This is a genomic window from Staphylococcus sp. EG-SA-18 (assembly GCF_017151825.1).
GTDB classification, from domain to species: Bacteria; Bacillota; Bacilli; order Staphylococcales; family Staphylococcaceae; genus Staphylococcus; species Staphylococcus aureus.
On record NZ_JACYVY010000002.1, the window covers coordinates 58,239 to 73,461 of the forward strand.

The following is a 15,223-nucleotide window of genomic DNA, read 5'->3' on the forward strand; positions in this document are numbered from 1 at the left end:
AATCATATTTACTATCCTTATTAATCCTTTTCAATTTCAAATTGAGTTAAAGCATCTTTAATGTCCTGCTCACCACTAATAATTTGAAACTCTTGGTGATTAAAATGATTGGATGTGACAATTTCTTTTAATACTGTCGCAACATCTTCTCTAGGAATTTCACCTTTACCATCAAAATATTGTGCAGCTTCTATCTTTCCAGATCCTGCTGCATTTGTAAGTGCCCCTGGATGTAAAATTGTATAATTCAAACCTGAACGTCTTAAATAGTCATCAGCGTAATGTTTAGCTATTGTATATGGCTTTAAATCACCGCTATCATCAAAAGCCTGACGTCTCGAATCATATGTTGAAACCATGACATAGTGTTTAATATTAGCCTCTTTACTCGCAATCATTGATTTAACAGCACCATCTAAATCGACAATAATTGTTTTATCTGCACCCGTGTTCCCTCCAGAACCTACTGAAAAGATAACTTTATCGAATGGTTTAAACGTCTCAGTTAAAGTCTCTATTGAATCATTTTCAACATCAACAAGAATTGCTTTCATACCTTGTGATTTTAACGCATTAAGTTGATCTGATTGCCTAACACCAGCAGTAAATGGTACATTTTCTTTTGCTAATTGTTGCACTAGTAACGAACCTACACCGCCATTAGCACCTATAACCAAAATATTCATTTACAACACTCTCCTATTTATTATTCTCTATGCCATACCACTTTATGAGATATGTAAAACTTGTTACAACTATAAAAATCAATTGACATACTACTGGGAACGTATTAAATTAATATATGAACAAATATTCATATGAAAGGATTGTCATATAATGTCAGAACAATATTCAGAAATAAATACAGATACATTAGAACGCGTAACTGAAATTTTCAAGGCATTAGGCGATTACAATCGAATACGTATCATGGAATTGTTATCAGTCAGTGAAGCAAGTGTTGGTCACATTTCACATCAATTGAATTTATCTCAATCAAATGTCTCGCACCAATTAAAATTACTTAAAAGTGTGCATCTTGTGAAAGCAAAACGACAAGGCCAATCAATGATTTATTCATTAGATGACATCCACGTAGCAACTATGTTAAAGCAAGCCATACATCACGCGAATCATCCTAAAGAAAGTGGGTTATAATATGTCTCATTCACATCATCATCATGACCATATGCATAGTCATGTAACTACAAATAATAAGAAAGTATTGTTTATATCGTTTTTAATAATCGGTCTATATATGTTTATCGAAATCATCGGCGGTCTCCTTGCTAACAGCTTGGCATTACTATCTGACGGTATCCATATGTTTAGCGACACATTCTCATTAGGTGTTGCACTTGTCGCATTTATTTATGCTGAAAAGAATGCCACAACTACAAAAACATTTGGTTATAAACGTTTCGAAGTACTCGCAGCGTTATTTAACGGTGTAACGCTTTTTGTAATAAGTATTTTGATTGTTTTTGAAGCGATTAAACGTTTCTTTGTTCCTTCTGAAGTTCAATCAAAAGAAATGTTAATCATTAGCATTATTGGTTTAATTGTCAATATCGTTGTTGCATTCTTTATGTTTAAAGGCGGCGACACTTCACACAATTTAAATATGCGTGGTGCTTTTCTACATGTTATCGGAGACTTATTAGGTTCAGTTGGCGCCATTACTGCAGCTATTTTAATTTGGGCATTTGGATGGACAATCGCCGATCCTATCGCAAGTATTTTAGTTTCCGTTATTATTTTAAAAAGTGCTTGGGGTATCACAAAATCTTCTATTAACATTTTAATGGAAGGCACACCAAGTGATGTTGATATAGATGAAGTTATAACTACTATTAAAAAGGATTCACGAATACAAAGTGTGCATGATTGCCATGTTTGGACAATTTCAAATGATATGAATGCATTGAGTTGTCATGTTGTTGTAGACCATACATTGACAATGAAAGAATGTGAATTATTATTAGAAAACATTGAGCATGATTTATTACATTTAAATATTCACCATATGACTATTCAATTAGAAACGCCTAATCACAAACATGATGAATCGATTATATGTTCAGGAACACATAGTCATTCACATAACCATCATGCTCATCATCACGCGCATGCACATTAATAATTTTAACCTACTGCCATTGCATCGATTAAACTTTTCAATGGCAGTAGGTTTTTTATGTCTTTATGGCGACTTGTTTGGTCTTTGATGATGCAATGTTTATTAACAAATTTTCAACTATTATTTCTTACATTAGTCATATTTTTGACAATTTACTATTATAATTCTCTAACTTTAGTCACTTTAATTAATTTTTATTAGATATTAATATGAAAATAACGTGTTTTTTGTTATTGTATTTATATGAAGAAAAGGAGGCACCACTTTGTTTACTTACTTTAAATCAGCATTTAAAAATGCTAAACCACAATTATTAATAACATTGATATATGCACTTATAGCATTTGCTGTAATTGCAGTTGTATATTTACTTGCTAATTTCCAGCTTGCTAAGTATGTACAAACTATTGCAATTTATTCACAATTTGGGCAAAAACCACCAGTAGATGCATATTTAAAAGTTATCGCTGTATTACTTATAGCAGCTGTAGTTTCACTGTTTGTTTTAGTTCAAATTTTTATCGGAATTACAAATGTTATGAAACGAGCAATGAGTCATGAAAAAGTAAAATTTACCGATTTATTTATTGCATTTAAAAAAGGTAATTATTTAAAGAGCGTTCTGATAGGTCTTGTATCTATAGCAATGATTATCGTTCTTTCACTTCTGACATCATTACTATACAAATTATTTTCTCCAGTATCAGAAATGATTATGAATTCAGTACAATCATCATATGCAGATAGTACACACCTGATTGGTATTGCTATTACAACTCAAAGCATCATAATCATTGTTGTTTTATTGATTAAAGCAATTATTACTTGGTTATTGTTAATACCTGTTTTCAACTTTATGACTAGTTTCGTTGAATCAACTAACGATAAAGTAAAAACACACTTAGCTAATGGATTTAAAGCAATGAAAAATGGTCAAAAAACATTTTTCAAATTTTTCATTGGAATACTATTATTAAACTTAATTATTATTTTATTTAAAACACCTGTTGGTTACTTGATTTCATTTAATACGCAATCACTCTCTCAAAGTGTTGCAGAAAATATCATAAGAGTTTATACAGTAATGACAATTATTTTATTCGTTGTTATTCATGCAATCATTTTAATGGGTATCGTTCAATATTACTTAAAACGTGGTCAAAAAATTACTAAAGATAAAGTAAAAACAGCTGACAAGAATAAAAAAGTTGTCACTGAACCAAAAAATACAAAAGTAGAAAATGATAAAGTGACAACATCTGTTGAAACAAAAACAGAAAAAGCACAAGATTCATTAAATGATAATACAACAAAAACAATGACTTCAGATAAACCAGAAGACAATCAACCAAAATAAATTTTAGAGCCCCTTACAACTTTAGTTGTTAGGGGCTCTTATGCATGCGCTTAGCGCAGGCGCTCCTACTTTTCAACTTTAGTTGTTAGGGGCTTCTTTCTAAAATAACTAAGTGAATTATCTATATATGAAGAGGTCTCCAATACTTTTTATATAATTCGTGATTACATTCTATACTTTTAATTGTATTTTCTGCTGTATGGAAAGTTGGTTTTATTAATTCTGATTATGTTCAGAACTACAATTCATAAGAAAAATGTGTTAAAATATATTTGTAGTAAGTAGAAGCAAAAGATGAAAATCTTTAACTCTTGAAACACAAAAAGGGCAACACTCGGAAACATGTTACCCTAATGAGCCCGTTAAAAAGACGGTGACCTTATATTTTATTTAAAAATAGCCTTCAAAATGCCGGTCAAAGCGAATAGAAGGTTATTTTTTATGGTCTTGAGTACTAATCAATACTAAACCAATGATTGTTAATACAACCATCAGCATTTCAAAATCAGACATGCTAGTCCTTTCTAGGAGTAACAACTATAACCATAGGCATCACCCCTTTATTAAGAGATTAGCCACCATCTATCCAACTTGCTCAATAAATATTATAACATGCACACTTTTAAACAGTAATTCATAGTATAAGTTTTTTCATTTCTTAATCAACTCGATAAACAGTTGAGTGACATACCCTTGTCTAACTAGCTATTTCTTCCCCTGTTATCGTTTGTTCATCATATAAAAATTTAATTTCTCATTTTTTATTCTCTGGTAAAGAAGAGCACCAACCTTTTCGGCTGATATGCTCCCTTCAAAATAGACATTGAAAAATGAAAACTTTGAAAGAGAAATCGTCAGTCTATTATTGATAAGTATTATCCTATCCTCGAAAAATTACTTTCAGACACTAGTGAACAAAAATTTTACTATAAGCGTATACTTTGGCAATATTCGAAGGAAAAACATGGATTAACCTGTGCATATTATACATTTAGAGCTTATATACTTAAACATGATGAATTTACTCCTTATATTATGAAATGTTATCAATAGATGTCGCCTAAAGATACAACAAGATTCGAGACAAAACCTGATCATCAAGCACAGTTTGACTGGAAAGAAAGCATTAACTTTAAAACGAAAGATAATCAAAGGATTCCACTATATATAGGTGTGCTACTACTTTATTATTCTCGTTTTATAATCATGCATAACAATGAGTAAATCAAGTGATGCCTTATTTAATTCATTAACACAATCGTTTGAGCTAATAGAAGGTGTATATAATGAACTTGTAACGGATAACTTGAAAATAGTCATGTATAAGCCAAGAAAAGAAAGTACAAGTGGTCGAATAAATCGTAGATTTAAATAATTCACTGATGGTTTTAAATTTCAAGTAAAACCTTGTATTTCCGGCCTCCCTAGAAAAAGATAAAGTTGAATCAATAACAAAAATATTAGATGAAATTAATGCTTACCAAGACGAATTGCATTTGGAAGAGATTCCTAAGTTTTTTTAATCTTAATGAACGATTTAACTACTAAGTTCATACTAGTACAGGTAAATTGCCTATTACTGCCTAAGAGAAAGAAAAAATTTTCTTACAACCACTACAGAATGTGAATGTAAAAAACTCATATAAAGTGAAACATATCTTACTTATGGAATGAAATGTTTGATTATCCCAAAATCACAAATGCGATTTTGGAGTTGTTAGGGGCTCTAACGCAAATACACCCCTACTTAAAATAACGGTAGTTGTTATAGTATACTTAAATGCATAAACCATATAAAAGGTGATGCTAATATGACATACGGTTCAATTGTAGCTATACTCTGTGCCCTATTTGTGATTTTCTTCATTCCATATATGGAGAAGAAAGACAAAAAGAAGAAATAACACTAGTATCTGGATTACTAGCATACAAAGGAGCAGTAAGACATTTTCTAATAGAAAATAACTTTACTGCTCCTTTGTAAATTACTCTTCAACTATTGTAAATTAAATAATAAATAACTGCCGATGTTATTAATCAGCTAAAAAATGCTTTGCTAAATATTTTGCTGCGCCATCCTCTTCATTCGTGTATGCCGTTACATCTGAAGTTAATGCTTGGATTTCAGGGCGTGCATTTTTCATAGCAACTGTATAATGACCAAATTCAAACATTGCTCTATCATTGTCGCTATCTCCAATAACTAACGTTTCTTCTTGATGAATACCAAAATGTGCAATCATTTCTTTAATGCCTGTACCTTTATCAGTTTGATAAGCCATTGTTTCCGCATTAAATCTTGATGAATTTGAAACACTAATCTGTAGTTGCACATGATTTTGCTTTAATTCATCTCTAAATGCTGTTATTTTTTCTAAATTAGAACTGAATAGATAAATTTTTGAATATTCACCTTCAGGAAACTTAGTTACCCAATCTATCTTACCAGCAAGCGCATCTTGTCTTGAAGACCATTCACTATGACTTACGCCATTAATAGGATCTTGACTACGAATCATATCTCGCATCCATGTTTCATCTTCTTTTAAAGAAACTCTATTACCTTCAAAAGGAAATACCTCATAATAAATTTGTTGGCGCTTAGCTAAATTAGTAATTTGTTGCACTTGAGCCAATGATAAACCATGCTTGAAGATAATTTCTCCATCTACTTCTCCAATTGTTCCATTTGAACTAATGATGCCATTAACCGCAAAATCTTGAGGTACAAGTTGATGTATTTCAGAATGCGAACGTCCTGTTGCCAAAAATACTTTATATCCTTTCTCTCTCAATCGATTAATGACATCTTTCGTATACGGTGATGCTTGATTATTTTCATGTAAAATTGTTCCATCCATGTCCAAAAATATTGCTTTTACGTTATCCATATTGCCCTCCACTGTCCATTTTATCTTAATTAAATTTTGTCATTATTAGTTAGTATTTGCAAAATATTTACTCTAACATTGCCATAGAAAATCGATTATTCCATCTTTGAACTGCTACATTTTTCTGGAAAAATCGTGACATGTTTTCAGATGTCAAAATATCATCTATTAATCCTTGTTGTACACTTTCCCCATCTTTTAATAGCAAAATTTTAGTAAAGTTACTAGTAATTTCTTCAATAAAGTGCGTAACATAAATCATCGCAAGCATTGGATATGAATCTGACAATGAGTCAAGTATACTTAACAACGATTCTCGTGCAATAAAGTCTAAACCAGCTGCTGGCTCATCTAAAATTAAAACCTGGGGTTGCCCCATTAAAGCTCGCGCAATCATCACTCGTTGTTTTTCACCTGTAGATAAATAACCAATATATTGTTGCGCTTTAGCAGACATTCCAACTAATTTAAGTAATTGATGTGCTTCATTACGTACTTCTTCATCAATATCTTGATAAACACCAATTGATTTAAAAGCACCGCTTATCACCACATCGATTACTCTTTCACCCTCTTGAAACTTTTCCAGTAAACTATGAGATACAAAACCTATATGTTGTCGTACAGTCTCTGCAGAATACCCTACCTTGCCTGGCATTTTACCGAAAAGGTTAACAGTTCCAGATGTTGCAGGCTCATACGCATTTAAAATATTTAGAAGTGTTGTCTTGCCAGCACCATTCAACCCATATAATATCCATTTATCACCTTTAGCAATTTGCCAAGAAATCTTTTTTAAAATTGTTTTTCCTTGCTTCATTCGCCCAATTTGATCTAATTGAATTAACATGCGAGGTCACCCCTTTATTGCTACTCCATACTTCTCATAAAATCATATTAACATAACACCCTTAATTGTCAGACTATTTAAATAAATAAAACACTTCATTTTTACGCATTTCTGCCAAATTAAGATGAAGTAAAAGCTAAGTCGACCTAAAAAAGCACCCTTCTAGTCGATTAATCTAAAAGGGTGCCATATACTTTAATTTTAATACATGATTGATTCTAAAAAAGTGAATTATTCCACAGTAACTGATTTAGCAAGGTTACGTGGTTTATCAACATCTAAATCTCTGTGTAATGCTGCATAGTATGAAATTAATTGTAATGCAACCACTGATACTAATGGCGTTAACAATTCATGTACATGAGGAATGACATAAGTGTCGCCTTCTTTTTCAAGACCCTCCATAGAAATAATACATGGATGTGCACCACGTGCTACTACCTCTTTAACGTTACCACGAATTGATAAATTAACTTTCTCTTGTGTTGCTAAACCTACAACTGGTGTACCTTCTTCGATTAAGGCAATTGTACCATGTTTAAGTTCTCCACCAGCAAAACCTTCTGCTTGAATGTAAGAAATTTCTTTAAGTTTTAACGCACCTTCTAAACTTACGTTATAGTCAATAGTACGTCCGATAAAGAATGCATTGCGTGTTGTTTCTAAGAAATCTGTAGCAATTTGTTCCATAATTGGTGCATCGTCAACAATTGCTTCTATTGCTGTTGTTACTTTTGCTAATTCTCTCAATAAATCAATATCTGCTTCACGACCATGCTCTTTTGCAACGATTTGAGACAAGATTGATAATACTGCAATTTGTGCAGTATATGCTTTTGTAGATGCAACTGCGATTTCAGGACCCGCGTGTAATAACAATGTGTGGTCTGCTTCACGTGATAAAGTTGAACCTGCAACATTAGTGATTGTTAATGATTTATGACCTAATTTATTAGTTTCAACTAATACGGCGCGGCTATCTGCAGTTTCACCTGATTGAGAAATATAAACGAACAATGGTTTTTCAGATAATAATGGCATGTTGTAGACAAACTCTGATGCAACGTGTACTTCAGTTGGTACGCCAGCCCATTTTTCTAAAAATTCTTTACCTACTAAACCTGCATGGTAGCTTGTACCTGCTGCAATAACGTAAATGCGGTCTGCTTCTTTAACATCATTGATGATGTCTTGATCAATTTTCAAGTTACCTTCTGCATCTTGATATTCTTGAATAATACGACGCATTACTGCTGGTTGTTCATGAATTTCTTTTAACATGTAGTGTGCATAAACACCTTTTTCAGCATCTGATGCATCAATTTCAGCAATATATGAATCACGTTCTACAACGTTTCCATCTGCATCTTTAATAATAACTTCATCTTTTTTAACAATAACGATTTCATGGTCATGGATTTCTTTATATTCGCTTGTCACTTGTAACATTGCAAGTGCGTCTGATGCGATAACATTGAAACCTTCACCAACACCTAATAATAATGGTGATTTATTTTTAGCAACATAGATTGTGTCTTTGTCTTCAGCATCTAATAAACCTAATGCATATGAACCATGTAATAATGACACAACTTTTGTAAATGCTTCTTCAGTTGAAAGTCCTTGATTTGAAAAGTATTCAACTAATTGAACGATAACTTCTGTATCTGTTTCTGAAATGAATGATACACCTTGTAAGTATTCACCTTTTAACTCTTCATAGTTTTCAATAACACCGTTATGAACTAGAGTAAAACGGCCATTTGATGATTGATGTGGATGAGAGTTTTCATGATTCGGTACACCGTGTGTTGCCCAACGTGTGTGACCGATTCCAACAGGTCCATCAAAATCGCTACTATCAGCAACTTTACGTAATTCTGCAATACGACCTTTTTCTTTAAATACAGTTGTATTATCATCATTTACTACTGCGATACCTGCAGAGTCATAACCTCTGTATTCTAATTTTTCTAAACCTTTTAATAATAATTCTTTGGCATTATCATAGCCAATATAACCAACAATTCCACACATAACGACATTTTCCTCCATATTGGAATAGTACGCGTAAATTATGATTTATTGCCGATAATTTAGATTGACAATCTGCTTTCATAATATAAATAGGAACATGCTATCATCGCATTCATCCATAACAAATTAAGCATAGTTATTTTTACAACTATACAAATTGCTCACACTGTACTTTCCATATTAATATTTTTTATATTCAATTTCTGGCGATCTTATTAACTTTGTCCATTAAGTCACCCTAATGTTTTACTTAATAAGCTAACGAATGAGCCACATCCGGGATAGCATCCGCCGATCTATTCGATCACTATCCTCCTCGTCTACAAATACATATATTGCACTCTATAAAGGCCACTCATATATTAACCTTTAATCTTCAAATACAAATATTTATTTGCACAGGCGCTTTAACTGTACTGCCGAACTTTCCCCCTTTCCATTAATCATTATTGTACAACGGTGTTGTTTTGTTTTGCAAATATTTTCACAATAAAATTTTAAAAATCCTAAAACAATTTTTTTGTTTTACTTTTTCAAAATATCTATACTGTCACATTGATGACACTTTATTTAATTTTGTCACATTTATTTTGACAAAGTTGATTTTTGTTTATATTGAGTAACAAGTAACCTCTCTATACACTATATATAGTCACATATATTAAAAAAGAGGTGTAAACATGTCACAAACTGAAGAGAAAAAAGGAATTGGTCGTCGTGTTCAAGCATTTGGATCATTCTTAAGTAGTATGATCATGCCAAACATTGGCGCTTTCATCGCTTGGGGTTTTATCGCGGCCATTTTTATAGATAATGGATGGTTACCTAACAAAGATTTAGCTACTTTAGCAGGACCAATGATTACTTATTTAATCCCATTATTGATCGCATTTAGTGGTGGTCGTTTAATTTATGATTTACGTGGTGGTATCATCGCAGCAACAGCAACTATGGGGGTCATCGTTGCATTACCTGATACACCAATGTTACTTGGTGCAATGATTATGGGTCCACTTGTTGGTTGGTTAATGAAGAAGACCGACCAATTGATTCAACCTAGAACGCCGCAAGGTTTTGAAATGTTATTTAATAACTTTTCTGCTGGTATTTTAGGATTTATCATGACGATTGCAGGATTTAAAATTTTAGCACCACTTATGAAATTTATTATGCATATTTTATCAGTGGCAGTTGAAGCATTAGTACATGCACACCTACTTCCACTTGTAAGTATTTTAGTAGAGCCTGCAAAAATTGTATTTTTAAACAATGCGATTAACCATGGTGTATTCACACCGCTTGGTGCAGATCAAGCTGCAAAAGCTGGTCAATCAATTTTATACACAATTGAATCTAACCCTGGACCAGGTTTAGGTATCTTACTTGCTTATATGATTTTTGGAAAAGGCACTGCAAAAGCAACGTCATATGGTGCTGGAATTATCCACTTCTTAGGTGGTATTCATGAAATTTATTTCCCATATGTATTAATGCGTCCTTTATTATTTATCGCTGTTATTTTAGGTGGAATGACTGGTGTTGCAACTTATCAAGCAACAGGATTTGGATTTAAAAGTCCCGCGTCACCAGGTTCATTTATAGTTTACTGTTTAAATGCACCTAGAGGTGAATTCTTGCACATGTTACTCGGTGTCTTCCTTGCTGCACTTGTATCATTCGTTGTAGCTGCTTTAATTATGAAGTTCACTAGAGAACCAAAGCAGGATTTAGAAGCTGCGACAGCTCAAATGGAAAATACTAAAGGGAAAAAATCAAGCGTTGCTTCTAAGTTAGTATCTTCTGATAAAAATGTTAATACAGAAGAAAATGCTAGTGGTAATGTTAGTGAAACATCTTCATCAGATGATGATCCTGAAGCGCTATTGGATAATTACAACACTGAAGATGTTGATGCACACAATTACAATAATATAAATCATGTTATTTTTGCCTGCGATGCGGGTATGGGTTCTAGTGCAATGGGTGCAAGCATGTTACGTAATAAATTTAAAAAGGCGGGCATTAATGATATTACAGTTACAAATACTGCGATTAATCAATTGCCAAAAGATGCTCAATTAGTTATCACTCAGAAAAAACTAACTGATCGTGCTATTAAACAAACACCAAATGCCATCCATATTTCAGTGGATAATTTCCTTAATTCACCAAGATATGAAGAACTTTTAAATAATCTAAAAAAAGATGATCAAGCATAATAATTAAATAAATTAAAAAATGGAGGATACCGCCATGTTATTGAGTACACGTGAAAAAGAAATGATAGCCCTATTGATTAAGTACCACGGTCAATATATCACTATACACGACATTGCTCAGCAACTTGCGGTGTCCTCTCGTACTATTCACCGTGAATTAAAAGGTGTTGAAGCATATTTAACTTCATTTTCATTAACTTTAGAACGCGCAAACAAAAAAGGGCTACGCATTGCTGGCACAGATTCTGATTTAAACGATTTGAAGCAATCGATTGCACAACATCAAACCATTGACTTATCTGTTGAAGAGCAGAAAGTAATTATTATATACGCTTTGATACAAGCCAAGGAGCCAGTTAAACAATATAGTTTAGCGCAAGAAATTGGCGTTTCTGTCCAGACTTTAGCAAAGATGTTAGATGATTTAGAGCTTGATTTAAATAAGTACCAACTATCTTTATCTCGAAAGCGTGGCGAAGGCATTTACTTGGTAGGTACTGAATCAAAGAAACGTGAATTTTTAAGTCAATTAATGGTGAATAACTTAAATAGTACTAGCGTTTATTCAGTAATTGAAAATCATTTTGTCTTTCATTCATTAAATCAAATCCACAAAGACTTTGTTGACTTAGAGCGCATTTTTAATGTTGAAAGACTATTAATGGACTACCTAAGTGCCTTACCCTACCAACTTACCGAATCAAGTTATTTAACTTTAACTGTCCATATCGTGCTATCCATTTCACGTATAAAAAATGGTGAGTATGTCGCATTAAACGATGATATTTATGATTCTGTACAAAACACATTTGAACACAAAGTAGCAAGCGAACTTGCTGATAAACTTGGTCAAATATATGACGTCACGTTTAATCAGGCAGAAATTGCTTTCATTACTATCCATTTACGTGGAGCTAAACGAAAAAATCTTAATGATACATCATTAAATAATCGTTGTGAAGAAAACAAAATTAAAGCGTTTGTTAACAAAGTAGAAATGATTTCCGGTATGACATTTGCAGATTTGGATACTTTAGTAGATGGACTGACGCTACACCTTAATCCTGCAATCAATCGTTTGCAAGCTAATATCGAGACCTATAATCCGTTAACAGACATGATTAAGTTCAAATATCCAAGACTATTTGAAAATGTAAGATTAGCTTTAAATGATTGTTGGCCTGATTTGATTTTTCCAGAGAGTGAAATTGCTTTTATAGTTTTACACTTTGGTGGCTCGATTAAAAACCAAGGTAATCGATTTTTAAACATATTAGTCGTTTGCAGCAGTGGTATGGGAACTAGTCGTCTATTATCAACTCGTCTAGAGCAAGTTTTTAGTGAGATTGAGCGTATTACACAAGCATCAGTCAGCGATTTGAAGTCACTAGATTTAAGTCAATATGATGGCATTATTTCTACTGTGAATTTAGACATCGACTCCCCCTATTTAACGGTAAACCCATTATTACCAGATAGTGATATCAGTTATGTCGCACAGTTTTTAAATACAAAGTCTACGTTCCAAGAGACGCATGATAAATCATCAAACATGATTGATAAGGATGATGTTCATGTTGAAACGAAAGATATTGATGGCAATACATCTTTTGAAAATGAACAAACTTCATACTTAACTTCAGTTTTCGAAAAACATTTAAGTGACGAAAAATCAGAACAATTAATGCATCATATGCGTTCGGGTTTAACTTTGCTTGATTCAGTGAAAATAGTTAGTACCGAAGTTAAACAGTGGCAAACATATATCGCAGATTATCTATATCAATGCGATGCAATAAACGATCCAACGTCATTCGCTGAACTACTAGAGCAACGATTGATTGACAATCCAGGATGGATATTAAGTCCATATCCTGTTGCGATACCACACCTAAGAGACAATATGATTAAACACCCTATGGTTCTAATCACAGTTTTAGAAGAACCGTTAATATTGCCTAGTATTCAAAATGACAATCAAACAATTAAATATATGATTTCCATGTTTATTCCTGACAATGATTTTATGGCATCACTGGTAAGTGACTTGTCCGAATTTTTAAGTTTGAAATTAGAATCTATTGATACTTTTATGGAAAATCCACAGGAACTTGAAACATTATTAAGAAACAAATTTTTAGAACGAATTAAAAAACAATTTATTTAGGAGTGTACAAAATGAGCGAATTATTTAGTAATGACAATATCTTTTTAAATGTAAATGTTAACAGCCAAAATGAAGCAATTGAAAAAGCAGGTAAAGCCTTAGTTGATAGTGGTGCTGTAACAGATGCTTATATTCAAGCAATGAAAGATCGTGAACAAGTCGTATCAACATTTATGGGAAATGGCTTAGCAATTCCTCATGGCACAGATGAAGCTAAAACAAATGTGATTCACTCAGGTTTAACATTATTACAAATCCCTGAAGGCGTTGACTGGGATGGCGAAGTAGTTAAAGTTGTCGTGGGAATCGCTGGTAAAGATGGCGAACATTTAGACTTGTTATCTAAAATTGCAATTACATTTAGCGAAGAAGAAAATGTGGATCGTATCGTTCAAGCAAAATCTGCAGAAGAAATTAAACAAGTATTCGAGGAGGCAGATGCATAATGAAAGCAGTTCACTTTGGTGCTGGTAACATAGGTCGTGGTTTCATTGGTTATATTCTTGCAGACAACAATGTTAAAGTAACATTTGCAGACGTCAATGAAGAAATCATTAATGCTTTAGCTCATGATCATCAATACGATGTTATTTTAGCTGATGAGTCTAAAACAACGACGCGCGTGAATAATGTTGATGCAATTAATTCAATGCAACCTTCTGAAGCGTTGAAACAAGCAATTCTAGAAGCTGATATTATTACAACAGCTGTTGGTGTTAACATACTACCTATTATTGCTAAATCTTTTGCGCCTTTCTTAAAAGAAAAAACAAACCATGTTAATATTGTTGCTTGTGAGAATGCTATTATGGCAACTGATACATTGAAAAAAGCAGTACTTGATATTACTGGCCCTCTTGGTAACAATATTCATTTTGCTAACTCAGCAGTTGATAGAATTGTACCATTACAAAAGAATGAAAATATATTAGACGTTATGGTTGAGCCATTTTACGAATGGGTTGTTGAAAAAGATGCATGGTATGGCCCAGAACTAAATCATATTAAATATGTTGATGATTTAACACCATATATTGAGCGTAAATTATTAACTGTGAATACAGGACATGCATATTTAGCGTATGCTGGTAAATTTGCAGGTAAAGCTACCGTATTAGACGCTGTAAAAGATAGTTCAATTGAAGCTGGCTTACGCCGTGTTTTAGCTGAAACAAGTCAATATATTACTAATGAATTTGATTTTACTGAAGCGGAACAAGCTGGTTATGTTGAAAAAATAATAGACCGTTTCAACAATTCTTATTTATCTGATGAAGTGACACGTGTCGGACGAGGTACGTTACGTAAAATTGGCCCTAAAGATAGAATTATAAAACCATTAACATATCTTTATAATAAAGATTTAGAACGCACTGGTTTATTAAATACAGCTGCATTGTTATTGAAGTATGATGATACAGCAGACCAAGAAACTGTTGAGAAAAATAATTACATTAAAGAACACGGTTTAAAAGCGTTTTTAAGCGAATATGCTAAAGTTGACGATGGCTTAGCCGATGAAATAATTGAAGCGTACAATTCACTTTCATAATTTATTGAGC

The 15,223-nt window shown here is 32.7% G+C and carries 13 protein-coding genes and 1 pseudogene; 8 read left to right on the forward strand and 6 right to left on the reverse strand.

The window, feature by feature from the left end:
• Positions 1–20: 20 nt before the first annotated feature.
• A complete protein-coding gene (locus IDG66_RS00725; protein ID WP_001024095.1) occupies positions 21–686 on the reverse strand; it encodes an SDR family oxidoreductase in 666 nt (221 codons plus the stop codon).
• A 151-nt stretch (positions 687–837) separates the two neighbouring features.
• Here IDG66_RS00725 and czrA point away from each other — a divergent pair, with 151 nt between their 5' ends.
• The 3 genes from czrA to IDG66_RS00740 all read left to right on the forward strand — a co-directional run bounded on the left by czrA (position 838) and on the right by IDG66_RS00740 (position 3,497).
• The gene (czrA, locus tag IDG66_RS00730) at positions 838–1,158 is read left to right on the forward strand and encodes a Zn(II)-responsive metalloregulatory transcriptional repressor CzrA (RefSeq protein ID WP_000003759.1); all 321 of its coding nucleotides are present in this window, start codon (positions 838–840) and stop codon (positions 1,156–1,158) included.
• A gap of 1 nt (position 1,159) precedes the next feature.
• Entirely contained in the window at positions 1,160–2,140 is a 981-nt protein-coding gene (czrB, locus tag IDG66_RS00735) for a CDF family zinc efflux transporter CzrB (protein WP_000019743.1), read from the forward strand.
• A 265-nt stretch (positions 2,141–2,405) separates the two neighbouring features.
• On the forward strand, positions 2,406–3,497 hold the full coding sequence (locus tag IDG66_RS00740; RefSeq protein WP_000495683.1) for a hypothetical protein: 1,092 nt from the start codon (positions 2,406–2,408) through the stop codon (positions 3,495–3,497).
• Positions 3,498–3,929: 432 nt separating this feature from the next.
• On the opposite strand, the gene IDG66_RS00745 is transcribed toward IDG66_RS00740, so the two are convergent.
• Complete coding sequence (locus IDG66_RS00745) at positions 3,930–4,034, reverse strand: hypothetical protein (RefSeq protein WP_001802298.1); 105 nt, start codon at positions 4,032–4,034, stop codon at positions 3,930–3,932.
• A gap of 160 nt (positions 4,035–4,194) precedes the next feature.
• Positions 4,195–4,293 (reverse strand): annotated as a pseudogene (locus IDG66_RS14265) (recombinase family protein); the annotation flags it as partial.
• A 420-nt stretch (positions 4,294–4,713) separates the two neighbouring features.
• Between IDG66_RS14265 and IDG66_RS00750 the strand changes: the two are divergent.
• Positions 4,714–4,872, forward strand: a complete 159-nt coding sequence (locus IDG66_RS00750) for a hypothetical protein (protein ID WP_001792784.1) — start codon at positions 4,714–4,716, stop codon at positions 4,870–4,872.
• Between the two features lie 658 nt (positions 4,873–5,530).
• Here IDG66_RS00750 and IDG66_RS00755 read toward each other — a convergent pair.
• The 3 genes from IDG66_RS00755 to glmS form a co-directional block, all read right to left on the reverse strand.
• The gene (locus tag IDG66_RS00755; RefSeq protein WP_000370917.1) at positions 5,531–6,388 is read right to left on the reverse strand and encodes an HAD family hydrolase; all 858 of its coding nucleotides are present in this window, start codon (positions 6,386–6,388) and stop codon (positions 5,531–5,533) included.
• Between the two features lie 67 nt (positions 6,389–6,455).
• Positions 6,456–7,238, reverse strand: a complete 783-nt coding sequence (locus IDG66_RS00760; protein WP_000908178.1) for an ABC transporter ATP-binding protein — start codon at positions 7,236–7,238, stop codon at positions 6,456–6,458.
• A 231-nt stretch (positions 7,239–7,469) separates the two neighbouring features.
• Positions 7,470–9,275: a glutamine--fructose-6-phosphate transaminase (isomerizing) gene (glmS, locus tag IDG66_RS00765; protein ID WP_000334465.1), complete on the reverse strand. Its 1,806-nt coding sequence runs from the start codon at positions 9,273–9,275 to the stop codon at positions 7,470–7,472.
• 680 nt (positions 9,276–9,955) lie between these two features.
• Here glmS and IDG66_RS00770 point away from each other — a divergent pair.
• The 4 genes from IDG66_RS00770 to IDG66_RS00785 are packed head-to-tail and all read left to right on the forward strand — an operon-like array spanning position 9,956 to position 15,213.
• Complete coding sequence (locus IDG66_RS00770) at positions 9,956–11,494, forward strand: PTS mannitol transporter subunit IICB (RefSeq protein WP_000083807.1); 1,539 nt, start codon at positions 9,956–9,958, stop codon at positions 11,492–11,494.
• Between the two features lie 34 nt (positions 11,495–11,528).
• Positions 11,529–13,661 carry a BglG family transcription antiterminator gene (locus tag IDG66_RS00775; protein WP_000927361.1) on the forward strand — a complete coding sequence of 711 codons (2,133 nt, stop codon included), beginning with the start codon at positions 11,529–11,531 and terminating at the stop codon, positions 13,659–13,661.
• A gap of 11 nt (positions 13,662–13,672) precedes the next feature.
• The gene (locus IDG66_RS00780; RefSeq protein WP_001292149.1) at positions 13,673–14,107 is read left to right on the forward strand and encodes a PTS sugar transporter subunit IIA; all 435 of its coding nucleotides are present in this window, start codon (positions 13,673–13,675) and stop codon (positions 14,105–14,107) included.
• The gene (locus tag IDG66_RS00785; protein ID WP_000648723.1) at positions 14,107–15,213 is read left to right on the forward strand and encodes a mannitol-1-phosphate 5-dehydrogenase; all 1,107 of its coding nucleotides are present in this window, start codon (positions 14,107–14,109) and stop codon (positions 15,211–15,213) included. The genes IDG66_RS00780 and IDG66_RS00785 overlap by 1 nt, the downstream gene beginning before the upstream one ends.
• Positions 15,214–15,223: the final 10 nt, after the last annotated feature.

What these genes read in the sequence shown, in the direction of transcription:
- IDG66_RS00775 (WP_000927361.1), top strand. Translation starts at nt 11,529, where the DNA reads ATGTTATTGAGTACACGTGAAAAAGAAATGATAGCCCTATTGATTAAG.
- IDG66_RS00785 (WP_000648723.1), top strand. Translation starts at nt 14,107, where the DNA reads ATGAAAGCAGTTCACTTTGGTGCTGGTAACATAGGTCGTGGTTTCATT.
- czrA (WP_000003759.1), top strand. Translation starts at nt 838, where the DNA reads ATGTCAGAACAATATTCAGAAATAAATACAGATACATTAGAACGCGTA.
- IDG66_RS00755 (WP_000370917.1), bottom strand. Translation starts at nt 6,388, where the DNA reads ATGGATAACGTAAAAGCAATATTTTTGGACATGGATGGAACAATTTTA.
- czrB (WP_000019743.1), top strand. Translation starts at nt 1,160, where the DNA reads ATGTCTCATTCACATCATCATCATGACCATATGCATAGTCATGTAACT.
- IDG66_RS00750 (WP_001792784.1), top strand. Translation starts at nt 4,714, where the DNA reads ATGAGTAAATCAAGTGATGCCTTATTTAATTCATTAACACAATCGTTT.
- IDG66_RS00760 (WP_000908178.1), bottom strand. Translation starts at nt 7,238, where the DNA reads ATGTTAATTCAATTAGATCAAATTGGGCGAATGAAGCAAGGAAAAACA.
- IDG66_RS00780 (WP_001292149.1), top strand. Translation starts at nt 13,673, where the DNA reads ATGAGCGAATTATTTAGTAATGACAATATCTTTTTAAATGTAAATGTT.
- IDG66_RS00725 (WP_001024095.1), bottom strand. Translation starts at nt 686, where the DNA reads ATGAATATTTTGGTTATAGGTGCTAATGGCGGTGTAGGTTCGTTACTA.
- glmS (WP_000334465.1), bottom strand. Translation starts at nt 9,275, where the DNA reads ATGTGTGGAATTGTTGGTTATATTGGCTATGATAATGCCAAAGAATTA.
- IDG66_RS00770 (WP_000083807.1), top strand. Translation starts at nt 9,956, where the DNA reads ATGTCACAAACTGAAGAGAAAAAAGGAATTGGTCGTCGTGTTCAAGCA.